Genomic DNA, 23,768 nt, shown 5'->3' with positions numbered 1-23,768 from the left:
GTCTCATTCTCGCTCCGCCACGGTGGGCAGCTCCTGTGCGACTTCCCGCTCGCCGGCGCGGCGTCGGGCGAGGGTGACCTGTGCGCGGCGGAGGAGGCCCACGGCGCCGAGGATGAGCGCCAGGCTCCCGACGACGAGAAGACCGTACCCGATCACCGTGGCGAGCTGCAGATCCGCGCTCCATGCCACGACGTCGGCAAAGCGCGTGCCGTCGGAGACCAGCGCGAGGCCGCCGAGGGCAAGGGCCCCGAACACGATGCCCCACACGATGGCGGCCCAGCGTGTCCGCGGTTGCAGCGGCACGGGCTCGCGAGTGCTCGGGGACAGGCCCGACGCGTTGCTCGTGGCCGACGGTGCCGGCTCGTCGGTGAGGATGTCGTCGAGGTCGCTCATTGTCCGTCGCCTTCCGTGGGGGTGGCCGGGCTTTCCAAGTAGAGCTCGACGTAGCCGGCGTCCTGGTCGATGACGACCCGGTGGCGGGTCGTTGCGGGCTCGGGTCCCGCCGTCGCGGTGACCCGGTAGAGCTGTCGTCCGTCGGGAAGGGTCTCGACGGTGCCGCCGGGCATGTCCGAGAACTCGGTCCAGGGTGTCGGCGTGTCCGTTCCGGAAGCCACGACAGCCGCGGCGTCCGTGGTGACTTCGACGGTCACCTCCACGCCGGGCTGTACCCCGATGAACGTGGAGCCCTGTCGCTTGTCCACGTAGGTCGCGCCGTCGCGGCCGGTATCGGCGAGCGTGATGCTCAGATCGCCCCATGGCTGACGGAAGGGGGCGCTGTCCGACGAGGCGGAACGGCCCAGGTTGGAGATGCCGTAGGAGCCGAGATGAAGGTCGATCGCCGCGGGAACGGCGACGGCGATCGCGCCTCCCGTGAGGGTGAGCGCGGTGAGGAACGCCAGAAATCCGCTGCGTCGACGGACGACCCCCGCGATGATCATCGCGACCGCCAGCACGGCGGCCGCCACGAAGAGTCCGCGCGCCGGAGCGAGGGAGCCCCCGTGCTGCAGCGCCGTGATCGTGCCGGCGAGGACACCGACGCCGATGGCCGCGGCGATGAAGGCGAACGGGGCGCGCGGGTTCGTCGCCCGTCGCACGCGCTGACGTTCCGCGGCCGCCGCGGAGAAGCCCGCGGCGCGTGCCTGACGCTCGCGGCGGGCCTGTTCCCGTGCGGCGCGGACCGCGTCTTGTTGTTGCTGGCGCCAGAGCTGATCCTGCTCCTTCCACGCCGCGTGCTGGGCGCGCCACTGCGCCATCTCATCCGTGTCGTCGAGGATCCCCGGCGGCGGCGCCGCAGCGACCGTCTCGGCGGTCGACGCGGGCGCGAGGACCGCGGAGGAGGACGCGACCGTGGCCGACGCAGCGCCCCCCTCCGCTTCCTCCGCGCCGGACCCCAGTACCGCGGAGGAATCCGGGCCGGTCGTCGCCGCGGAAGCCGATCGCGGCTCGACGACGTCTTCACCCGGGGTGCGGCCGGAGGCACGCACGATCAGAAACACGAGGAAAGCGGCGATGACCAGGATCAGCACGAGCGGCACGGCCAGCACGGCCGCGCGCGCGGGCAGGTCCGTGACCAGGAGCAGCAGCGGCGACGGGAGCAGGCCCACGATCGCGAACACGGCGACGCCGCCGAGCGCCGCGGTGAGCCGACCGTGCAGCGCGTCGCGGAGCACGATCCGGTCGTCGAGGTCGGGAAGCAGCGCCCACGCGACGGCGTAGGCGAGGATCGCCGGAAGGGCGAACAATGCCGCGACGACGAGCACGCCGCGGATGATGAGGGGGTCCACGCGCAGGCGAGCCGCAAGTCCCGCGGCGACCCCACCGATCCATCCTTCGGAGCGGACGACGCCGAGGCCCGCGGTCCACGAGAAGAACCGGTCGCCCCGGGAACGGAATGCGATCGGTGTCGGCGGCAGGGGCCCAGGGTCGGTGGTGGGTGGGGTGGTCATGTCTCGATCCTGTTCGACCGACACGCCGGCGGCCATGGGGTGAACCCCTGAATGGCCCCTGATTGTCGCCCGCCGTCGTATCGGCCGGCCCGCGCCGGGTGATTTGATGCTGTCATGCCCTCGACCCCTCCCGCCGCGATGCCCGTCGTGCGTCCCGCGCGACCGGCCCGACGGTTCGGTGTGCGGGGGTCCGACTCGCGGCCTCCGCTCCGCCGCCCTCGAGCGTGCGCCGTCGCGGGTGTGTCGGCCGGTGTCGCGCGACACCTGGGGGCCTCCGAGACCGCGGTCCGGGCGCTCTTCGTGACGCTGACCCTGCTGGGCGGGGCGGGCGTCCTCCTCTATCTGTGGCTGTGGGCGTTCGTGCCCTGGGACGAGGGCGAGGAGGCGCCGACGCGGCGCGCTCCCGTCGCGTGGCTGCTCGCGACGGCTGCCGCGGTGGGCCTGTTCTGGACGTTCGGCTCGTGGGGATCCGGGGCCACCTATCCGGTCGCGGTGGGGACTCGGTGGGTGTCGTTCCCGGTCGTCCTCGCCGCGGCCGTCCTGTTCACCACGGTGATGGCGGCAGGTGCAGGGCTGTGGGCGGCGCTCATCGACCGCCGCGATCCCGCCCGCGGTCCGCGCCACGCGCTCGCCGTGCGCCTGCTCGCGCTCGTCGTGATGATCATCGCCGCGTGGATCCCGGCGCAGCGCATCGAGTACGACGGGCTGATCGTCCTCACGATCGTCCTCGTCCCCCTCGTGGGCGTCGTGCTCGTCTTGTCGTCGACGCCGATCGAGCGTTACCGGGAGCTGTCGGGGGAGCGGATCGCCCGCGTGCGGGAGGAGCAGCGCGCGGAGATGGCGGCGCACCTGCACGACTCGGTGCTCCAGACCCTCGCCCTCATCCAGAATCGAGCGGGCGCGTCGAGCGAAGCAGCCCGTCTCGCGCGGGCTCAGGAGCGGGAGCTGCGTGCGTGGCTCTACGACGGTGACGCTCCCGCCGACAGTGATCTGCCGACCGACCTCCGGGACTACGCGGGCGGGTTGGAGCTGGACTATCCGGTGCGGATCGACGTCGTCTCGGCGGGCTCCTCAACCGAGCGCGCGAGCGGTGAGGTGGCGGCGGCCGCGCGCGAGGCGATGCTCAACGCCGCCCGCCATGCGGGAGGGGAGATCTCCGTCTACATCGAGGGCGCGGCTACTTCCGTCGACGTCTTCGTCCGCGACCGCGGTTCCGGCTTCGACCCCGAGGCGGTCCCCGCCGATCGATGGGGCGTGCGCGAATCGATCGTCGGGCGGATGCGACGGATCGGCGGGACCGCCACGATCCGGCCCGGCGCCGGAGGCGGCACCGAGGTGCACCTTCGCCTCACGACGGCGGGGGGCCGGTATGCCTGAGAAGCTGCGGGTCGTGATCGTCGACGACCACTCGATCTTCCGTTCCGGTCTGCGGGCGGATCTGGATGCGTCCGTCGAGGTGGTGGGTGAAGCCGCCGACGTGGCGTCGGCGATCGAGGTGATCGGCCGTACGACGCCCGATGTCGTCCTCCTCGACGTGCACCTTCCCGGCGGGACGGGTGTGGCCGACGCGTCGGGAGGCGAGTCCGTGATCCGCGGGTGCCTGCCCACGACCGTGCGCTTCCTCGCGCTGAGCGTCTCGGATGCCGCCGAGGACGTCGTCCGGGTGATCCGCGCCGGCGCCCGCGGCTACATCACGAAAGGGTCGTCGGGGTCGGAGGTGAGCGCCGCCGTGCACGCCGTCGCCGGCGGTGACGCCGTCTTCTCGCCGCGCCTCGCGGGGTTCGTGCTCGATGCGTTCGGTGCTGTCGCGGGGGAGACCGCCGCCGTCGACGACGAGCTGGACCGGCTCTCGGCCCGGGAGCAGGAGGTGATGCGCCTCATCGCGCGCGGCTATGCGTACAAGGAAGTCGCCACCGAACTGTTCATCTCGATCAAGACGGTGGAAACCCACGTGTCATCGGTGCTCCGCAAGCTGCAGCTGTCGTCGCGCCACGAGCTGACCGTTTGGGCGTCCGAGCGGCGCCTGCTGTAGCGACCGCTGCTGGCGATACCCGGGCAGGATCAGGGTGATCCCTGAGGTAAACCGTTTGTCGGTATATATATACTCGGCATGTGATTATGCGTCGCCTCGTAGGCCGTCTCCTTCCCGCCGTGGCCGTCGTGCTGGTGGGTCTTCTCGCCAGTGTCCTCGCGCTGTGGGCCATGTCCGCGGGCGCTGCGGCGGGGGTGGCGACGGTCTTCGTCGTTGCGAGCCTCGTGCTGTGGAGCACAGGCTTCCGGTCGGTCACGCTCTGGGGGCGCGCGGCTGTCGCGGGGCGCTCTGATCGCGAAGACGACCGCGAGCTGGCGCCGGCTCCCGATCTGCGGATCGCGCTCGTCTACTGCGTCGCCGACGATGCCGACCTCCCGGCGATCGCGGCGAGCATGCGCCAAGACGTCCCGGTGGCGACGGTCATCCTCGACGACTCCCGTGATCCGGCCGCGCGGGCCCGCCTGGACGCCTTCGCCGCCGCGCACGGCTGCCGGATCATCCGGAGGGCCCAGCGCGGCGGCTACAAGGCCGGCAACCTCAACCACGGGTTCGCTGCGCTGCGGGGGGAGTTCGACGCCTACCTCCTGTGCGACAGCGACGTGGTCCTGCCTCCCGACCTCGCTCGCCGGTGTGCCTCGGCTCTGGCCGATCCGACGGTCGCCGTCGCTCAGGCGCTCCCGACCGCCCGTCCGGGCAGATCGTGGTTCTCCCGCTACTTCGGACCGCTGCTGGAGACTCATCTGGAGACCACGCGCCGGGGCCGCGAGGCTGCGGGGGTCGTCGCCCTCCTCGGCCGAGGCGCGCTCGTCCGGGCCGCCGCGATCGACGATGTGGGCGGCGTCCCAGAGGTCGTCGCCGAAGACCTGGCCCTGTCGGTGGCCTTGCGTCGCCGGGGGTGGCGGCTCGTCAACGTCGACGTCGCATTCGCGGAGGACTATCCGATCGACTACCGATCGTTCCGCACTCAGATGCGCAAGACCACGGAGGGTGCCGTGGAGTTCCTGCGGCGGCCCGGCCAGCTCCGCGGGTGGCAGGGCCGGGGACGGCTCGACGTGCTGCTGGAGACCGCGCTGGTGCCGCTCGCAGCGCTGGCCGGAGTGGCGGCGATGGTGTCGGGGGTGAGCCTCGCGATGCACGGCGCCACACCGCCGCTCTGGGCGATGGTCCTCACCGCGGTGAGCGCCCTCGCCCCGCTCCTGCCCGAGGCGGCCCGCCGCGCGCGCGTTCACCGCCCTGTCGCCGGCGTCGTCTTCCTCCTCCTGACAGGACTGCTCTACTCCTCCGCGATGTTCGTCGTGCTCTCCGCCGTCGTCCGCACCGCGATCGGGCGCCGGGCGGTCTTCTGGATCACCCCGAAGGCGCAGCGCACGCTCGGCGCGCGGCAACTGCTCGACCTCCTGCGGGCCGAACTCGTCCTCGCTCCCGCCATCGCGGTGGCGGCCCTGGTCGCCTCCGGCTCGCCGGCGGCAGCACTGGCGCCGCTCGGGCCGGTGCTGTGCGCGCTGGCGTTCGCCGCGACTCTCGTGTCGCGTCGGGCAGTGGGGCAGCAGGCGCCGGTGATGTCGGCCGTCGCCGCCGTCCTCCCCGATCCCTCTCGGCGTGCGATGACCGGTGTCGGCGCCCGAGCCTAGACTTGAGGGGTCATGAGCGACCCGATCACACCCGTCATCGTCGGCGCCGATGCGCCAGGTCCGCAGGGGCGGGGCTCACGCGCCGACGACGACCTGCTGCGCGGACTGAACCCGCCGCAGCGGGAGGCGGTCACCTACCGTGGCCCGGCGCTGCTGATCGTCGCCGGTGCCGGCTCGGGCAAGACGCGAGTGCTCACGCACCGGATCGCGTCCCTGCTCCGCAACCGCGAGGCATGGCCGAGCCAGATCCTCGCCATCACCTTCACGAACAAGGCGGCGGGCGAGATGCGCGAGCGCGTCCACCAGCTCGTCGGCGAGGCATCACAGGGGATGTGGATCTCGACCTTCCACTCGGCATGCGTCCGCATCCTCCGCCGAGAGGCCGATCAGTTCGGCTTCACGCGCAACTTCACGATCTACGACTCGGGCGATTCCCGGGCCCTGATCAAGCGGCTCGTGAAAGACCACGAGGCCGACGCCTTCGGTCTCACCCCGGCATCGGTGCAGGGGCGGATCTCCAAGCTCAAGAACGAGCTCGCCGACGCCGAGTCGTTCGCGCGCCAGGCCAATCTCAGTGACCCCGCCGAGCGGATCTTCGCCGAGATCTTCGCCGACTATCAGCGCGCCCTGCAGAAGGCCAACGCGTTCGACTTCGACGATCTCATCGCGCAGACCGTCTATCTGTTCCGCGCCTTCCCGCGGGTGGCCGACGTCTATCGCCGGCGGTTCCGGCACATCCTCGTCGACGAGTACCAGGACACCAACCACGCGCAGTACTCGCTGATCCACGAGCTCACCCGGCCCGTCTCCGGCATCGGCGACGCGTTCTCCAGCGGCGGGATGATGATCTTCGACACGATCGACACCCCCGAGCTCGACGGGGCATCCCTGACGGTCGTCGGCGACTCCGACCAGTCGATCTATGCCTTCCGCGGGGCGGACATCCGCAACATCTCGGAGTTCGAGCGGGACTTCCCGGGCGCCAAGGTCGTGCTCCTCGAGCAGAACTACCGCTCGACGCAGAACATCCTGTCGGCGGCCAACGCGGTGATCAGCCACAACTTCGACCGCAAGGACAAGAAGCTGTGGACCGACGTCGGCGCGGGCGACCCCATCATCGGCTTCACCGGGTACTCGCAGCACGACGAGGCGCAGTTCGTCGCCGACGAGATCGAAGCCCTGCACCGGAAGGGCCTTCCGTACGGTCAGATCGCCGTGTTCTATCGCACGAACTCGCAGTCACGCGCGCTGGAGGAGATCTTCATCCGGTCTGCCGTGCCCTACAAGATCATGGGCGGCACGAAGTTCTACGACCGCGCCGAGATCAAAGACGCGATGGCCTATCTCATCGCGGTCGCGAACCCTGCCGACGATCTGGCCGTCCGTCGTATCCTCAACAAGCCGCGGCGGGGGATCGGCGACGTCACCGAGACGGCGATCGCGCGCTACGCCGCGGAGGAGGGCATCTCTTTCCGTGAGGCGCTCGCGAACGGCTCGGCCCTCGGGGTGGGGCCCAAGATCCAGAAGGCGATCGCGCAACTCCACGCCGTGCTGGCCGAGGCGGCGGAGATCATGCTGCCGGCCAGCGGCGAGGTGGCCTCGTCCACTTCGGTCACCGAGGGCCTCACCATCCTGCTGAACAAGTCGGGGTACTTCGACGCGCTCCGGATGTCCAAGGACCCGCAAGACGAAGCGCGCGTGGAGAACCTCGATGAGCTCGTCGCCGTCACTCGCGAGTTCGCCCGCAACAACCCCGACGGCACGATCCTCGACTTCCTCACCGAGGTGGCGCTCGTCTCCGACGCCGACGATCTCGATGACGCGTCGGGAACGGTCTCGCTCATGACGATGCACACGGCCAAAGGTCTGGAGTACGACGCGGTCTTCGTGACGGGGGTGGAGGAAGACCTGATCCCGCACCGCATCTCCGCGGGCGAGCCCGGAGGGCCGCAGGAGGAGCGCCGCCTCTTCTACGTGGCCCTGACGCGTGCCCGGAAGAAGCTCCATCTGTCTCTCGCGATGACGCGCGCGCAGTTCGGCGAGGTCTCGGTCGCGATGCCGAGCCGATTCCTTCAGGAGATCCCGCACGACCTGATCGACTGGCGCCAGTCGCCGGGCGACGTGAACTCGCGCGGCGGGTCACAGTCCCGCGCCCTGAACGCCCGGCCGGGTTCTCGCGGCATCGGCGGGGGTGGCCGCCGCTACGGTGACGATCTCGTGCCCTTGCCCCCGCGCGAGCGACCGGCAGGCTCCCTCGAGAAGTTCGCCAACCGGATCCCTGCCAAGGTGCGCGACAACGGCGACCTCGAGCTCGCGCCGGGTGACCGGATCCGCCACGACGACTTCGGCGAAGGACGCGTCGACATGGTCACCGGTGAGGGCGCTAAGCGCGTCGCGCACGTGCGCTTCGATGCGGCCGGCGCCAAGAAGCTCCTCATCAAGATCGCCCCCATCACCAAGTTGTGAGGTCGTTCACGCGACGTTTCGACACGTCGTAGTGATGAAGCATGAGAATGCCCTAATGTGACCCTGGGTGCTCCCGCCGGTGCGCCACGACGTCCAACTCCGGGAGAGTCCATGCGCACACGATCGCGCCTTCGCTCCGTCGGCATCGCGCTGGTCGCGGTGCTCACGGCGGCACTGTTCACTTTCGCCCCCGCCGCGGCGCAGGCCGCCGATACGGCGACGATCTCCGGCAAGGTCACGGTGCCGTCAGGCATGTCCGTCACCCCGGGATCCGTCTACGTCAGTGTGCAGGGTGTGGCGACGACAGACAACGGTTTCGTCAACGTCTCGACCGACGGCACTTACACGATCACCGGGCTGAATGCCGGCGACTACCGGGTCAAGTTCGGCGTGAGTGACTCCTCCGGGCTCGCCGGCCAGTGGTGGAAGAACCAGAAGGACTGGAGCAGCGCGACGATCCTCAAGGTCGCCGCCGGGGCGAACATCACCGGAATCGACGCAACGCTCGCCCGCGGGGCGACCATCAAGGGCACCTTCACGATTCCCTCGGGAACCGAGTGGCCGTCGATCCGCATCGTCGACGCGAAGGACCGGACGCGCGGGGTGGAGGCGTCCTGGCAGTACGACCAGGGCTCGAAGAACTACACCCTCACCGGGGTTCCCGCCGGCTCCTACAAGATCTCCTTCAGCGCGAGCGGTGCGACCGAGCAGTGGTGGAACAAGAAGACGAGCTTCGAGACGGCGACGACCTTGACCGTCAAGGGCGGCGACGTCAAGACGGGGATCAACGCGAGCCTCGTGAAGTCGGCCGTGCTGAAGGGGAAGGTCACCCTCCCCGCAGGCATCAAGCTCACGAACACGAGCGGGCTCTACGTGGCGGTGTACTCGGCCACGAAGGAGGTCTACCTCAACAGCACGAGCGTCAAGGCCGACGGCACCTATCGCCTGGAGAACGTGCCGGCGGGCACGTACAAGGTCAACTTCTCCGGCTACGGCCTCAACGTGCTGGGACAGTGGTGGAACAACACCTCCACGTGGGCGTCCGCCGCCAAGGTCAAGGTGACGGCCGGCCAGACCCGCACGCTCAACGCGAAGCTCGTCAAGGGCGCCGTCATCAGCGGCAAGGTCACTCTCCCGAAGGGCTCCGGCACGACGCTGAAGAACGTCGAGGTCGGCGTCTTCACCGACAAGCGCGTCTACCTCCGCAGCGCGTGGGTCAGCGCGTCGGGCACGTACCGTATCGACCAGCTTCCCGCAGGCTCCTACAAGGTCCGCGTGATGCCGAACGACGGCACCGCCGCCGCGCAGTGGTACAAGGGGAAGACCGACTGGAAGACCGCGACGAAGATCGCGATGAAGACCGGCGCGACCCGGACCAACGTCAACGTCTCCCTCAAGCCCGGCGGATCGATCTCCGGGACGGTCTCGGGCTCCGCTGCCAAGAAGGGCGTGGCGTACGTGTACGCGTACCGGCTGGCCTCCGACGGCGAGTGGGAGTACAGCGGCTGGGCGTACGCGGCGACGTCCGGCGCCTACAAGATCAAGGGCCTGCAGAGCGGCACGTACGCGGTGCAGTTCTACCGTGCGGGCAGCGGCGCGGGAGCGGGCAGCGCGACGGCTCCGACGCTTCCCGCGGGTGCGCGCTCGCTCACCCCGCTGACCCCCGCCCCCGCGGCAGCTGCGTCGGTCGTGTGGCAGAAGTGGTACAAGGACAAGCCGGACGCGGAGTCGGCGACCCGCGTCACGGTGAAGGCGCCGAAGAACACCGGTGGCATCAACACCAATCTCGACGTCGCGCCGAAGATCCAGAGGCTGAAGACCTCCGTTCCGAAGATCTCCGGCACCCTCAAGGTCGGCAAGAAGCTCACGGCGAAGCCGGGCGCGTGGACGCGGGGAGCGACCCTCCGCTACCAGTGGTACGCGGGCGGAAAGGCCATCGCGAAGGCGACGACGTCGACGTTCACCCTCACGAAGTCCCAGAAGGGGAAGACGATCACGGTGAAGGTCACCGGCAAGAAGGACGGCTACACGTCCGCCTCAAAGACCTCGAAGAAGACGAAAAAGGTCTCCTGACCCGCGATATCGCCCAGCGGCCGGCCATTCCTTTCGGAATGACCGGCCGCTGTCGATAATGGGGAGTTCTCCCCATCGAGAAGTGCGGCGGTCACTGCTGTAGTGGAGGGGGAACATCGGGGTTCCGCGGCCCCGGGGAAAACGCGGTCGCACATCTGGCTGGCGGGCACGGGTCCGCCGAGGGGAGAACCATGCGCTCACTGACACGCGCACGAAAGACGGCGATCGCTGCTACCACCATCCTGTTCGCCTCGCTGTTGACGGCGGGGGCCGCCTCGGCGGCGACGGGAGCTCCGGCCGCGTCCGGTGTCGACGGATCGGGCGTCGCCGCGGCCGCGGTGACGTCGACGGACCTGGCCACTGGAGGTGCCGCTGCCCTCCAGGCCGGCGCGACCGGTGCGCTGATCGCCACGGCAGACGCGAGCACCGGAACCGTCACCGGCACCATCACGGCGTCGGTCGCGGTGGAGCAGCCGGTGGTGCTGCTGATGGTCCCCGCCGCGAAGACGGGATACCACCGGTGGAAGACCACGAGCTATGCCGCACTCGCCGACCCCGACGGACGCTTCGTCATCTCCGGAGTGAAGCCCGGCACGTACTCGGCGGTGTTCGGAGACCTCAAGGGCACCGCAGCGGCCACGCGGTACTACGGCAACACCGACAACGTCACGAAGGCGAAGTCCTTCACCGTCAAGGGCGGCGCGACGGTATCGGGGATCGGCACGAAGCTCGTCGGCGGAGTCACCGTCTCGGGGAAGGTCACCACCTCCCGCGGCACGCCGATCACGGGGGCGACGGCGATGATCGCGCGCAAGATCAGCGTGGACGGCAAGGGCTTCTGGGAGTACGCGCAGGCGAAAACCGATGCGAAGGGGCGGTACACCGTCTCGGGCCTTGCTCACGGCACACTCGCCGTCAAGGTGAACGGGCCCAGCGGCGCCGGATATGCGGCCGCCTTTTACGGAGGGGGCCGCTCGTTCGAGTCGTCCAAGACCTTCGTCCTGACGTCCGGGCAATCCAAGGGCGGAGTGAACGTCACGCTCACCAAGAAGCTGACCTCCGCGACCCCCAAGATCGTCGGCACGGCCAAGGTCGGCAAGAAGCTGACGGCCAAGCCCGGCTCGTGGACCAAGGGCACGTCCTTCAGCTATCAGTGGCACGCGAACGGCAAGGCGATCAAGAAGGCGACGAAGTCGACGTTCGTGCTGAAGAAGGCGCAGAAGGGCAAGAAGATCACCGTCAAGGTGGTGGGGAAGAAGACCGGATACGGCGCGGTGTCCAAGACGTCGAAGGCCACCAAGAAGGTGTCATGACGACGTCCGGGGTGGTGCCGTCGGCAGCTGGGGGAACGGCCCGGCCTCCCCGGACGTCTCTGCGCCTCGGCCGGGTCGCGCCCGGCCGAGGCGCCTCTCTTCCCGACGGATAGGCTGACGACATGGCACTCTTCTCCCGGCGCGGCAAGTCCGACGACGAACAGGCCCCGGCAGCGACCCTCGGAGAGGCCGGCGCTGCGGCACCGTCTCCCGAGGAACGAGCGGCCGCCACGGAGGACGTGCCCGAGGTCGGCATCTCGATCTCGACGTTCGGCTCGGGGTCGGCGCCGACAGCGCGTCCGGCCGCCGAAGCGCCCGCGCGCACGCAGACGGTTCCGGGCCTTCCCGACAACGTGCTGCTGAAGCAGGCGCTCGCCGCACTGCCGGCGGAGCCACAGAACACCGACGTGATGAACGTCATGCGTCAGGCGATGCAGGGGCACCTCTACGTGCGCGTGCAAGGCGACGCGAAGGCTCTCCTTGCGGACGGTCAACCTCTCAACATCGCCGCCACCGCGATCGGTGACCAGCGTTTCATGCTGGCCTTCACCGGCGGTGCCGCACTCCAGGACAGCGTGCGCGTCGACGGCGATTCCGCCACTTCGGCGATCGGTCAGCCCACCGTCTCCGTGTTCCAGAACGTCGTGGCAGGACCCTACGCCGGCCTCTTCCTCGACCACGCGAGCGTTGGTGCGCGGCTGATCCTCCCGTCCGAGCTCATCCAGAAGGCGCTGGAGGAGAGCGAGCCGACGCTGGCACTCAAGGCCCTTCTCGTGGCCGAGCGCACGACGCAGACGGCGGCCGACGTCGCCGACGCCCTCACCCGCGTGCGGCTCTGGGTGGCGGGGAACACCGACGAAGCCGGCCGCATCGGGCTGGCGGAGGCCCGTACGGCCGACGGTCGCCGGCGCCTCGAGGTGTTCTCGCACCCGCTCGAGGTGATCGCGGTGGGCCGGGGCGACCGGCCGCTCCCGCTGTCGGGAGAGCAGCTGGCCAAAGCGCTGAGCGCCGACCCCGAGATCTCCGGCGTCGTGGTCGATCCCGCCGGACCGTGGATCGAGCTCGACCGCGACGACCTCGCTCCGGTCTTGGCCCTGGCCTGACCCCGGTCCGCGAACGCCGAGGCAGGATCGCCGCCTCGCGCAAGGGGTGTCGTCATGCCCCGTCCGGCGCCTAGGGTCGAGCCATGGCATCGGAGCGCATCAGTGTGACCGTCGGTGATCGCGAGGTCTCCCTCTCCAGTCCGAATCGCGTCATCTTTCCGGAGGTCGGCGTCACCAAGCACGAACTGGCCGAGTACGCCATTGCTGTCGCCGAGCCGTTCCTCCGCGCCAATGGCCACCGTCCGGTGTCGCTGGAGCGCTTCCCCGACTCGGTGGACGGGGAGCGCTTCTTCTCCAAGAACCCGCCCAGGGGAGCGCCGGACTACGTCCATCAGGTGATGTGCACGTACAACAGCGGTCGCCGCCATCCGCAGGTGGTGCTCGATGAGGCGGCGGCGATCGTCTGGGCCGTGCAGATGAACACGGTGGTCTTCCATCCGTGGGCCTCGCTCGCCGCCGACACGGACAATCCCGTCGAACTGCGCATCGACCTGGATCCGCAGCCGGGCACAGACTTCGCCGATGCCGCCGCTGTCGCCCCGGTGCTGCGGGAGGTGCTGCGCGAGGCGGGGCTGCAGGCCTGGCTGAAGACGAGCGGCAACCGCGGCCTGCACGTGTTCTGCCCCATCGAGCCGACGCACGAGTTCTTGGACGTGCGCCACGCCGTCATCGCTGCCGGTCGCGAGCTCGAACGTCGACTGCCCACCTCCGTGACGACCCACTGGTGGAAGGAGGAGCGCGGTCGTCGGGTGTTCGTGGATTTCAACCAGGCCAACCGCGACCGGACGATGGCCGGCGCCTACAGCCCGCGTGCCCTCCCGACGGCCACGGTTGCCACTCCCCTCACCTGGGAGGAGCTCGCCGAGGGGGTGGACCCCGCCGCTTTCACGGTGCGCACCGTGCCCGAGCGGCTGGCCGCTCAGGGCGACCCCTGGGAGCACCTGGCCGCCGAACCGGGGCGCATCGACGTGCTCCTGGAGTGGTGGGAACGCGACCTCGCAAACGGCCTCGGTGAGCTGCCGTTTCCGCCCGAGTTCCCCAAGATGCCGGGGGAGCCGCCACGCGTGCAGCCCAGTCGCGCGCGCACGCAAGACACGGAGGCGGACCGATAGCATCGGACGAGTGAGTGCTCGCCGTCGTCTGTCGCTGTTGGCTCCCTTCCTCCTCTCCGCCGTGGTCCTCACCGGCTGCTCGGCTCCTGCCGAGCCGGCGCCGTCCCCGTCGGAGGTCCCGGCCGAGGCGGGGCAGAGCGCGGAGGGCGGCACCTCGGGAGAGGCTCCCACCGCCGGACTCCCGAACATCTCGGACTGCGACCAGGTGGCAGCCGTCGTGGGCGATCTGGTCGAGGGCATCCCGTTCGACCCCGAGTACTCCTCCGTGCAGAGCGACGCCATCGGATGCGTCTGGGCGACCCCGGCAGACGGGGTCGACGCCCTCACCGACATCCAGCGGTTCTCCGTCGACATCACCGAGGGGTCTGACGACATCCCCGACCCCGACGAGGCCGCGCAGTACGGAATGGACATGTACTTCACGGACCCCCGGCTCGATGCCCTCGGTGGTGTCGGGCTGTGGCTCGACGCCGACTCCGCCGCGGTCGGCGGCGGGACCGGGTCGGTCCTCGTTCCCGGCGTGGAGATCGTCGTGAGCGACTCGCGGTGGGGTCAGGAGGGTCGACTCGACAAGGACCGTCTGGTCACGATCGCCCTCGCGCTCCTGGATCTCTAGACCCCAGCGACATCACCGCGACGGTCGCGTCCCGGCGTAGCGTCGCTGACGTAGCCATTCCACCCAGGATCGCGGGAGGAGCGCCTGGGCGCCCCAGTTCGCCCGCCGCCGCGCGTCCGCGCGGATCCGCCCCAGGCGATCGGCGAGACGGCCTTCGCCGACGGGGGAGTGCACGCCCGTGCGCGTGATCGGCGGCATCGTCCGTCGCCGCGCGCGCACCGCGATCCGGCCGCGCACGAATGCGCTCGCGGCAACCGCGGCGCCGGGTCGGTCGCCCGGAGGCAGGGCGTGGAGTTCGACGGCACGGTCGACGATGCGCTCGGCCGGCCGCCGCGCGCGTCCGTCGCGGTCCCGGACGAACAGGTCGTCCAGCCATGCGCGGCGGGCGGTGGGCAGCCGGTCCGCCTCGAGGTCGTCGAACGTCGCGAGAAGCCCAGAGGCGAGGAGCACGTGGTTGCCGTGCTTCTCGTGCACGCCGAGATCGCCGAGGAAGGCCGTGCGGACACCTGCCCCGATCGCCTCGAGACCGGCGGTGGAGGACATCGTCAACAGCAGGTCGGTCCGCGGCAGGAGGCTCGTGATGGGCTCGTAGGTGACGGCGAAGTTGTCCGGCGTCGGCGGCAGGCCGGCGAGCACCGTCTCCGGGTGGTGACGCATGACGTGGAAGGTGCCCTCACCCGGACGATGCCGCGGACGCAGGAGCACCTGACGGTCGGGATGCGCGCGGGCGTAGTCCGCCAACCGCTGGTACAGGTAGGCGCGGTCGGCACGGCCGGCGGGGACGGTGGGCTGATCGGCGAACAGCACGGTGCGCACGGGGCCGGAGCCGGCCGGAGCGGGCGCCGCGGGCAGGAGCGGCAGCCCGCTCAGCAGCAGGTTGGCGTCCGGGATTCCCAGAAGGCTCGCCGCCGCGCGGAAGTCCCGGAGGTTGTCGGCGGAGTTGACCGCGACGATGTCGGCCGCGCAGCGATCGAGGTAGCCGGCGATGATCTTCTCGATGATGATCCCGACCCATCCCGCGATGACGACGGGGCCCGCCGCGGCAACGCCGTGCTCTCCGCGGCTCACGTGGAGGTCATCGGTGAAGCGTTCGACGAGGGGCCCCTGGACGGCCAGGACCACGGCGCCCGCCTCGGCCGCCTCGGCGAGCACCCTCGACCACGGCAGGAAGCCGACGTCGTCGGCGCCTGCCGCGCGCACCTGCTCGGCGGACAGGGAGTGTCGGACATCGGCCGGCACCACGACCCGCGTCGACCATCCCCGCCGTCGGAACTCGGCAAGCAGGCCCATCGCCCACTTGAGCTGCGAGTCGTAGGCCACGACGGCCAGTACGTGCGGTGACAACTTCCCTCCCGGGCCGCCCATCGCGGCCGCGTCACGCTAGAGGGGCCGGGTGTCGGGAGGGTGTCCGTCCGGTGAACGAGTCGGTCAGCGTGTCGCGGCGTCCGCCTGCTTCGGCCGGGCCCAGCGGGCGGGGGTGTGCGGTCCGTCCCACACCTGCACGGCGCCCCAGGCGACCGCCGTGAGTGGAACGGCGAGCACGGCCCCGACGATGCCGCCGAGCACCGTGCCCACGGTCAGGGCCACGAGGACGACGAACGCGTGGAGCTTCATCGTCCGCCCCATGAGGAACGGCTGCAGGAGGTTGCCCTCCAGCTGGTTGACGAGGACGACGACTCCGACGACGATCAGAGCGATCACCGGCCCGTGCGCCACAAGGGCCACCAGAGCAGCGAGGATCCCGGCGAGCGTGGCACCCACGATGGGGATGAAGGCGAGCAGGAACACCAGGACGGCCAGCGGGATCGCGAGCGGAACCTGCAGGATGAGGAGCCCGATGAGGATGCCGATCGCGTCGACGGCGGCGACGGTGGCCGTGCCGCGGACGTACGATCCCAGCGTCGAGACGGTCTTGTCGCCGATCCGCACCGCACGGGTGTATCCCTCACCGCGGAACGGGCGGAGGACGAACGCCCACATCTGCGGTCCGTCCTTCAGGAAGAAGAACAGCATCACGACCATCAGGACGAACCCGGTGACGAAGTTGGCCACGGCGCCGACGCCCGCGATCGCACCCGAGCCGAACTGTGCGCTCGTGACGAACTCTCCGAGCGAGGCGACCCACTCGTCGATCTGGCCCTGATCGATGTCGAACGGCAGCGTCCCGACCCACGCGAGGAACTTCTGGAACCCCTCCTGGGCCTGGGTCGCGAGCGTGTCCCACTGGTCGCGCACCGCCCACACGATGAGCCAGGTCACCCCGCCCAGCAGCACGACGATGGCGAGGAGGGTCAGCAGGGTCGCCAGGAGCGAGGGGACGCCGCGGCGCCGCAGCCAGGTCATCACAGGCGCGAACGCGGAGGCGAGGATGAGGGCGAGAACCAGCGGAATGGTCACGACGGTGAGCTGCAGGATGCCGAGGATGAGTGCGGCGGCGATCCCCACGACGATCAGCACCTGCAGCGAGCGGATCGCGAGGGTACCGAGAGCGTCGGACCACAGACTCCACGGCTTGCCCCCGGCGGCGACCGGTACGGCGGGAGTCGCGCTCAGATCGAGGCGCACGGTGCGGGGCTGAGAGCCGAACAGGCGGTGCAGAGGAGAGGGAGCCATGCCTCGACCGTACGCGATGGCCGCTCACACCCACATGACCAATCCATGCGGGAGGGAATCCGTGCGGGAAGGGGCATCCGTGCGGGCCGGCCGCTCGTCAGGCGGACGTCACCTCTCCGGGCGTTGCCATTCTCGCTCCGTGAGGACGCGCGACACCGTCAGCCCGATGGCGAGGGCCACGACGACGAAGACGGCTTGCATCCCGTTCTGGATGGCGGCGAGCGTGTCTCCTCCGATGACTCCGGCGATCGAGCGGTAGGCGGCTGCTCCGGGAACCATGATGAGGACGGCGGGCACGGTGAGCGTCACCCGCGCCGCTCGCAGCCGGTCGCCCACGAGGAAGGCCCCGATGCCCACGGTCAGCGCGGCGGCGGCTGCCGCCACCGCCGGCATCGTCCCCGCGTCGACGAGCGCGAGCCGACCCACGTTCGCGAGGCCGCCCAGCAGCGACGCCGCCACGGCGATCTGCCACGGGGTGGAGAACAGCACCGCGAACCCGAACACGCCGACGAAGCCTGCGACCAGACGCATGACCGACAGCAGCGGCTCGGCGAACACCGGAGCGGCCGTCTGCGTGACCGTCGCATCGAACACCGCCGCCACGCCCCACACCGCCGAGCCCGTCGCGAGGAGGATGAGCACCGCATATGTCACGCGAGCGATCCCCGAGTTCAGGTCGAGGCGAGCGAGGTCGAGGGCGCCGGTGACCAGGGGAAACCCGGGCACGAGGTAGAGCACGGCGCTCGTCAGTGCCGCATCGTGCTGGCCGCCCGGCATCCCGAGCAGGCTGAACACGTGCGCCGCCAGCAAGTAGACCAGAAGCGCCGTCAGCGCCGAGGCGAAGACGACGAGGAACTCATTGGTCCGCAGCCGGTGGATGGCCATGCGGACCGTCTGACCGGCGGCGGCCGCGATCCCCACGGCCACGAACTCCTGCCAACCGCCGTTGTTGAGGAGGGCGAACGCGGCACAGGCGAGCCCCGCCGCGAGCACGCGGACGATGTCGCTGTAACGTCGCGGCAGCCGCTCGATCTCATCGAGCTCGTGCTGGACCTCGGCGGCCGACATCCCCGGATGGAGCCGGTTGGTCAACCGCTTGAGCTCGGTGAGCCGGTCGGCGTCGATCGCCGGGTTGCGGATCTCGGCCACGCGCGTGCGGAACATCTGTCCGCGGCTGGCCGTCGAGACGATGTCCTTCATCCCGACGCGCGAATGGAGCTCCTCGATGCCCACGGCCTGCGCGGTGCGCAGCATGCTGTCGCTCACCCGCGCCGACGACGCGCCGGCTCCGAGCATCATCGATCCCAGCCGCACGACCACGTCGGTGCGCGCGATGAATCCGACCGGCTCCAGCCGCAACTCGGCGGTGTGTGTCGGGTCGGGATCGGGGGTGCCGTGCGCGTCGGCCATGATTCGATCCTGGCATCTCGGCGTCGCGCGTGCACCGTGACAAACGCCGACCGGACCAGGAGGCCGCGACGCCTGAATAATCACGGCGGGGGACTCCTCCGCGCGTCTCCTCCGATGCGTAAGGTCGGAGACCAGAAGCCTCACCCCCCCCAGGCTTCACAGGTCTCGGGCCCGCATGTCCGGCCGCTGGAGTCCGGCGCCGATGCGGGCCCGATCTGTGTTCGGCCGGGCCGCTCGTCGGGCCGGGCGCCGTGTGACGGGATCCGTCAGTCCAGCACCGCTCCGAGGTCGTAGGCGGTCACGCTCTCCAGCTGTGCGTAGGTGCACGACCGCGGGTCACGGTCGGGGCGCCACCGCTCGAACTGCACGGTGTGGCGGAACCTCGATCCCTCCAGCTGGTCGTAGCGCACTTCGAGCACGCGTTCGGGCCGCAGTCGCACGAACGAGACGTCGGACGCCGACGAGAAGCGGGAGCGGTCGGTCTCACCTCTCACCGCCGACCCGTCCTCGTCGCGCTCCACCAGCGGCGCGAGCTCGTCGATGAGCTCGCGCCGGCGCGCATCGCTCCACGCCGACACCCCGCCCACGTTGTGCAGTTCGCCGTCCGAGCCGTACAGGCCCACCAGGAGCGAGCCGACCCCCTCACCGCTCTTGTGCACCCGGTACCCCACCGCGACCACGTCCGCCGTGCGGGCATGCTTGATCTTGAACATCGCGCGCTTTCCGGGCGCATACGGGGCGCTCAGGGGCTTGGCGACCACGCCGTCCAGCCCCGCCCCTTCGAACTCAGCGAGCCAGCGGGTGGCGGCGTCGGCGTCCGGGGTCGTGCGGGTGACGTGGACGGGTGCGGGGACCTCTGCCAGGAGGTCCACCAGCTCCGCCCGCCGTTCGGCGAACGGGGCCGACTGCAGGTCGCGCCGCCCGCGGGCGAGAAGATCGAAGGCGATGAACATCGCCGGAGTGGTCTCACTCAGCAGTGCCACGCGCGAGGCGGCCGGGTGGATGCGTTGCGAGAGCGCACTCCAGTCCAGCCGCCACGCTCCCGGTTCCCCGACGGCGACGACGATCTCGCCGTCGAGGAGGCAGGGCTCGGGAAGGAGCCGGGCGAACGCGTCGACCAGCTCGGGGAAGTATCGCGTGAGCGGTTTGGATCCGCGTGAGCCGATCACCACCTCGCGTCCGTCCCAGGCGACGAGGGCACGAAAGCCATCCCACTTGGGTTCGTAGCTGAGCCCGCCCGTGACGCGGTCGGGCCGCGGGATCTCGGGCACGGACTTGGCGAGCATGGGGGCGGGGATCTCGTACACGCCCCCATCCTGCCCGCCGCCGTCGGGGTTGGCGAGGGGTGCGGCGGGCCGGGGCCGGCGGGGGCGCCCGTCCCCGGTCACCCCGTCCTAAGAGGCATCTCATCGGCGGTTCACCCCGGGCTTAGCCGGATCGCGTCGAATGGGTCCTGCACGGCGGCCGATTTCCCGAGCCCCGGCGATCACGAGAGGACTCATCATGAAGATGTCACGTCTGGCAGCCCTCGGCGCCACCACTGCACTGCTGGCGGCAGGGATCCCGGCCGCCGCATCGGCCGCCGACACCGTGCGCAGCGGCGACTACACCGTCGCCGCCGGGAAGATCGTCCGTGGCGACCTGGTGGTCTCCGGCGGCACCGTCACGATCCACGGCACCGTCACCGGCAACGTCCGACAGTCCGGCAAGGGCTCCGTCATCATCGGCGCCCGCGGCGAGGTCGAGGGGAGCGTCACCGAGACCGGGACCGGAGGGATCACCGTGCGGGGCGAGGTCGACGGGTCCGTCAGCGAGAAGGGCCACGGAGACATCCGTGTCTCCGGCGACGTGGGAGGACGGCTCACCGAGGCCGACGGCGGCGGCGTCATCGTCGAGCGAGCCGGCGAGGTGGACGGCAGCGTGACCGAGAAGAGCGCGGGGAGCGTGCGTATCGCGGGCAGCGTCGACGGCAGCGTCACCGAGAGCGGCTCGGGTGGCGTCACGGTGGAGGCGCGCGCCGAGATCGACGGCAGTGTCCGCGAGCAGGGATCCGGCGACCTCCTCGTCCGTCGGGGCGCGGAGATTGAGGGCCGTCTGAGCGAGAGCGGATCGGGATCTCTCATCCGGCGCTGAGCGCAGGAGCGGCCGGGTGCGGACGCGCCCGGCCGGTCCGTCTCACGCGAACGCGCTGACCCCCGTGATGTCGCGGCCGAGGAGGAGCGCCTGAACGCTCTCGGTGCCCTCGTAGGTGTGGATCGCCTCGATATCGGCCATGTGCTGAGCCACGCCGTATTCGAGGAGGATGCCGTTCCCGCCCAGAAGGTCGCGGGCGGTCGCGGCGATCCGCCGCGCCGTGCGCGTGTTGTGGTATTTCGCGAGCGATGCCTGCGTGGGCCGGAGGACTCCTGCGGACTCGAGGTCGGCGAGGCGGCGACAGTACAGCTGCATCGAGGTCAGGTCGGCGAGCATCTGAGCCAGCCGTTCCTGCACCATCTGGAACCGCGCCAGCGGCTTCCCGAACTGCACGCGCTCGCCGGCGTACTGGAGCGCCGTCTCGTAGCAGGCCGTCGCGTGGCCCAGGGCTGACCATGCCACACCCGACCGGGTGGAATGGAGCACCGTGGAGGCGTCACGGAAGCTCAGCGCCCCCGGCAGCAACGCGTCGTCGCCGACGTGGACGTCGTCGAGGGTGATGTGTGCCTGGTGGATCGCCCGCAGCGATGCCTTGCCGGTGATCACGGTGCCGGTGTATCCGGGCAGCGACTGCTCGACGAGGAAGCAGCGGACCGCTCCGTGATGCGGCGTGCCCTCGTCGTCGATGCGGGCCCACACGAAGGTGACCCCTCCCGCCGCGCCGTTGCCGATCCACTTCTTCGCGCCGCGGAGGATCCAGCCCTCGCCGTGACGACGCGCGGTGGTCTCGAGGGACACCGAGTCGGAGCCGTGGTCGGGTTCGGTCAGCGCGAATGCCGCCGGGACCTCCGCGCGGGCAATCGGAAGGAGCCAGCGGTGTTGCTGCTCCTCGCTGCCGAAGAGGGCGAGGGTGCGCAGGGCCAGGCCTCCCTGCACCGCGATGACGGTTCCGAGCGACCCGTCGCCGCGGGAGACCTCCATGTTCACGAGCCCGGCGGCCAGCGGTGAGAACCGGGTGAGGGCGGGATGCGCGACGCCGTCGTTGAGGAGGTCGAGTTCGCCGAGGCGCCGGGCGAGATCCATGGGGTACTCCGCGGCGTCCCATGCCGCGGCCATGCGTCCATCCAGCCCCTCGACGAAGGCTCGCGCGCGCGTCCAGACGTCGCGGTCGTCGGGGGAGATGTCGGCGAACACCGCGTAGTAGTCGGTGTCGAGCGGCGCGGTCACGTCGTAGCCGTCGACCGATTGCCCGGGGAACTGCGCATCCATGGGAACAGCGTACTCGTCGGCGGGACCGAGTGTCACCTCGCGCGAAACCGCGTTCCACTGCGTCGAGCGAGGCGATCAGTCCAGTTCCGACCGGAGTCGTCGAGCGATCTCCGCGGCCGGCATCCGACGGGGGAAGGCGGCGATGACGAGGTCGTCGACCGCCGGCTCCTCGCCCGCCGGGTGCACGCCGAAGCGGTGCAGCAGATCGTCGTACGCGGCGGCGAGGACGGACGGGTCCACCGGCACGGTGCCGCGCAGGAGCCGCCGCAGCACATGGTTGTGCACCGCGGTGACCGCCGCCGCGAACGCCACCGACTCCACGGGATCGATCCCGGGAAGAGCGCTGCGCAGGTAGTCGTCGAAAACGCGCTCGTATTGGAAGACCGTGACGATCTCGCGCTCGCGCAGCGCCGGCACCTGACGCACGACGCTGTACCGGCGCCGGGCGAGCTCGGGATCGGCGGCGAAGTGGCGGAACACCTCGACGGAGGCGTCGCACACCGCCGACCACGGATTCTCGTGGGGCGTCGCGAGGAAGGAGCGCAGGAGCGAGAGGAGATCGTCGTGATCGGTGAAGACGACGTCGTCCTTGCCGCCGAACTGGCGGAAGAAGGTCGAGCGGGAGACGCCGGCCGCCTGGGCGATCTGCTCCACCGAGGTGGCCTCGAAGCCCTGCGTCGCGAACAGCTCCAACGCGGCGGCGACGACGGTGTGGCGGGCGGGCGTGGCGGTCGGGTCGCTCATGGTGGCTGAAAGCCTACTGCTCGCGGGTCGCCGGCGAGGGGCACTCAGGCGCAGGTACTAGGCTGGGACACTGGTCGATCTCTCGACATCGAGACTTTTTCGGCATCGAAACCCACCGTCGCCCAGCGAAGGATTGCACGTGGATCTCTACGAGTACCAGGCACGAGACCTGTTCGAGAAGTACGAGGTGCCGGTGCTCGCCGGCATCGTCGCTGACACCCCCGAGGAGGCGAGGGCCGCCGCGGAGAAGCTCGGTGGCGTCGTCGTCGTCAAGGCCCAGGTCAAGACGGGAGGTCGAGGCAAGGCCGGCGGTGTGAAGGTCGCCAAGACGCCCGACGAGGCGTTCGCCGCCGCCGAGGCGATTCTGGGCCTGGACATCAAGGGTCACGTCGTCAAGCGCGTGATGGTCGCCGCGGGTGCGCGCATCGAGAAGGAGTTCTACTTCTCGGTGCTCCTCGACCGCGCCAACCGGTCGTACCTGAGCCTGTGCTCGGTCGAGGGCGGGATGGAGATCGAGCAGCTCGCCGTCGAGAAGCCCGAGGCCCTTGCCCGCGTCGAGGTGGACCCTCTGCAGGGCATCGACGCGCAGAAGGCCGTGGAGATCGCCCGCGCGGCGAACTTCCCCGAAGACCTCGTGGAGAAGGTGGCCGCCGTCTTCGTCAAGCTCTACGACGTCTACACGGGTGAGGGCGCCACCCTCGTCGAGGTCAACCCGCTCATCCAGGACGCCGACGGCAACATCATCGCCCTCGATGGCAAGGTGACCCTCGACGACAACGCCAGCGAGGTCCGCCACCCCGAGCACGAAGCGCTCGAGGACAAAGACGCCGCCGACCCTCTGGAGGCCAAGGCCAAGGCGTCGGGGCTGAACTACGTCAAGCTCGACGGCCAGGTCGGCATCATCGGAAACGGTGCCGGGCTCGTCATGTCGACGCTCGACGTCGTCGCCTACGCCGGCGAGAAGCACGGCGGCGTCAAGCCGGCCAACTTCCTCGACATCGGCGGCGGCGCCTCGGCCACCGTGATGGCGGCGGGGCTCGACGTGATCCTCGGCGACGAGCAGGTCAAGAGTGTCTTCGTCAACGTGTTCGGCGGCATCACGAGCTGCGTCGCGGTGGCGGAGGGCATCGTGAAAGCCCTGGAGATCCTCGGCGACGCCGCCACCAAGCCTCTCGTCGTTCGTCTGGACGGCAATCAGGTCGAAGAGGGACGCGCGATCCTCGCTGCGGCGAACAACCCGTTGGTCACCCTGGCCGCCGGCATGGACGAGGGCGCCGACAAGGCCGCCGAGCTCGCGAACGCCTGAG

At 70.2% G+C, this 23,768-nt stretch carries 19 protein-coding genes; 11 read left to right on the top strand and 8 right to left on the bottom strand.

From position 1 onward, the window contains the following. Window positions 1-3: 3 nt before the first annotated feature. Window positions 4-393, bottom strand: coding sequence for a hypothetical protein (locus AVP41_RS10000; protein ID WP_067163910.1), 390 nt, complete (start codon window positions 391-393; stop codon window positions 4-6). Next, window positions 390-1,946, bottom strand: coding sequence for a PspC domain-containing protein (locus tag AVP41_RS09995; protein ID WP_197464311.1), 1,557 nt, complete (start codon window positions 1,944-1,946; stop codon window positions 390-392). The genes AVP41_RS10000 and AVP41_RS09995 overlap by 4 nt, the downstream gene beginning before the upstream one ends. Window positions 1,947-2,060: 114 nt before the next feature. Between AVP41_RS09995 and AVP41_RS09990 the strand changes: the two genes are divergently transcribed. The 9 genes from AVP41_RS09990 (at window position 2,061) to AVP41_RS09950 (ending at window position 14,292) form a co-directional block, all read left to right on the top strand. Next, window positions 2,061-3,323, top strand: a complete 1,263-nt coding sequence (locus tag AVP41_RS09990) for an ATP-binding protein (protein WP_231902729.1) — start codon at window positions 2,061-2,063, stop codon at window positions 3,321-3,323. Then, on the top strand, window positions 3,316-3,978 hold the full coding sequence (locus tag AVP41_RS09985; RefSeq protein ID WP_067163906.1) for a LuxR C-terminal-related transcriptional regulator: 663 nt from the start codon (window positions 3,316-3,318) through the stop codon (window positions 3,976-3,978). The genes AVP41_RS09990 and AVP41_RS09985 overlap by 8 nt, the downstream gene beginning before the upstream one ends. Before the next feature lie 86 nt (window positions 3,979-4,064). Beyond that, complete coding sequence (locus tag AVP41_RS09980; protein WP_067163903.1) at window positions 4,065-5,609, top strand: glycosyltransferase family 2 protein; 1,545 nt, start codon at window positions 4,065-4,067, stop codon at window positions 5,607-5,609. A 12-nt stretch (window positions 5,610-5,621) separates the two neighbouring features. Then, a complete protein-coding gene (locus AVP41_RS09975) occupies window positions 5,622-8,075 on the top strand; it encodes an ATP-dependent helicase (RefSeq protein ID WP_067163900.1) in 2,454 nt (817 codons plus the stop codon). Window positions 8,076-8,186: 111 nt separating this feature from the next. Beyond that, on the top strand, window positions 8,187-10,148 hold the full coding sequence (locus tag AVP41_RS09970; RefSeq protein ID WP_067163898.1) for a carboxypeptidase regulatory-like domain-containing protein: 1,962 nt from the start codon (window positions 8,187-8,189) through the stop codon (window positions 10,146-10,148). Between the two features lie 191 nt (window positions 10,149-10,339). Then, complete coding sequence (locus AVP41_RS09965) at window positions 10,340-11,461, top strand: carboxypeptidase-like regulatory domain-containing protein (RefSeq protein WP_067163896.1); 1,122 nt, start codon at window positions 10,340-10,342, stop codon at window positions 11,459-11,461. A 122-nt stretch (window positions 11,462-11,583) separates the two neighbouring features. After that, window positions 11,584-12,564 (top strand): SseB family protein, encoded by a 981-nt coding sequence (locus AVP41_RS09960; protein ID WP_067163893.1) that lies wholly within the window; start codon window positions 11,584-11,586, stop codon window positions 12,562-12,564. 83 nt (window positions 12,565-12,647) lie between these two features. After that, window positions 12,648-13,676, top strand: coding sequence for a non-homologous end-joining DNA ligase (ligD, locus tag AVP41_RS09955; RefSeq protein WP_067163891.1), 1,029 nt, complete (start codon window positions 12,648-12,650; stop codon window positions 13,674-13,676). Between the two features lie 10 nt (window positions 13,677-13,686). Then, complete coding sequence (locus AVP41_RS09950; protein ID WP_231902728.1) at window positions 13,687-14,292, top strand: hypothetical protein; 606 nt, start codon at window positions 13,687-13,689, stop codon at window positions 14,290-14,292. Window positions 14,293-14,304: 12 nt separating this feature from the next. On the opposite strand, the gene AVP41_RS09945 is transcribed toward AVP41_RS09950, so the two are convergent. From AVP41_RS09945 to AVP41_RS09930, 4 genes are all read right to left on the bottom strand, one after another. Further along, complete coding sequence (locus AVP41_RS09945; protein WP_157532451.1) at window positions 14,305-15,636, bottom strand: DUF6716 putative glycosyltransferase; 1,332 nt, start codon at window positions 15,634-15,636, stop codon at window positions 14,305-14,307. Between the two features lie 84 nt (window positions 15,637-15,720). After that, window positions 15,721-16,905, bottom strand: coding sequence for an AI-2E family transporter (locus AVP41_RS09940; protein WP_067163884.1), 1,185 nt, complete (start codon window positions 16,903-16,905; stop codon window positions 15,721-15,723). A 108-nt stretch (window positions 16,906-17,013) separates the two neighbouring features. Beyond that, the gene (locus tag AVP41_RS09935; protein ID WP_067163882.1) at window positions 17,014-18,315 is read right to left on the bottom strand and encodes a threonine/serine ThrE exporter family protein; all 1,302 of its coding nucleotides are present in this window, start codon (window positions 18,313-18,315) and stop codon (window positions 17,014-17,016) included. A gap of 266 nt (window positions 18,316-18,581) precedes the next feature. Continuing rightward, window positions 18,582-19,601 (bottom strand): ATP-dependent DNA ligase, encoded by a 1,020-nt coding sequence (locus tag AVP41_RS09930; protein WP_197464353.1) that lies wholly within the window; start codon window positions 19,599-19,601, stop codon window positions 18,582-18,584. A 217-nt stretch (window positions 19,602-19,818) separates the two neighbouring features. On the opposite strand from AVP41_RS09930, the gene AVP41_RS09925 reads away from it, so the two are divergent. Further along, a complete protein-coding gene (locus AVP41_RS09925; protein WP_067163878.1) occupies window positions 19,819-20,448 on the top strand; it encodes a polymer-forming cytoskeletal protein in 630 nt (209 codons plus the stop codon). 42 nt (window positions 20,449-20,490) lie between these two features. Here the strand turns inward: AVP41_RS09925 and AVP41_RS09920 are convergent, their stop codons facing one another. Both AVP41_RS09920 and AVP41_RS09915 read right to left on the bottom strand, forming a co-directional pair. After that, window positions 20,491-21,717: an acyl-CoA dehydrogenase family protein gene (locus tag AVP41_RS09920; RefSeq protein ID WP_067165778.1), complete on the bottom strand. Its 1,227-nt coding sequence runs from the start codon at window positions 21,715-21,717 to the stop codon at window positions 20,491-20,493. A 75-nt stretch (window positions 21,718-21,792) separates the two neighbouring features. After that, the gene (locus AVP41_RS09915; protein ID WP_067163876.1) at window positions 21,793-22,461 is read right to left on the bottom strand and encodes a TetR/AcrR family transcriptional regulator; all 669 of its coding nucleotides are present in this window, start codon (window positions 22,459-22,461) and stop codon (window positions 21,793-21,795) included. Window positions 22,462-22,600: 139 nt separating this feature from the next. On the opposite strand from AVP41_RS09915, the gene sucC reads away from it, so the two are divergent. Beyond that, a complete protein-coding gene (gene sucC, locus AVP41_RS09910; RefSeq protein ID WP_067163874.1) occupies window positions 22,601-23,767 on the top strand; it encodes an ADP-forming succinate--CoA ligase subunit beta in 1,167 nt (388 codons plus the stop codon). The last annotated feature ends 1 nt before the right edge of the window (window position 23,768 follow it).

The sequence above is a fragment of the Microbacterium sp. TNHR37B genome, assembly GCF_001620065.1.
Taxonomy (GTDB): domain Bacteria; phylum Actinomycetota; class Actinomycetes; order Actinomycetales; family Microbacteriaceae; genus Microbacterium.
The sequence above is the reverse complement of the archived record's forward strand: the minus strand, read 5'-3'. Positions and strand labels throughout refer to the sequence as shown.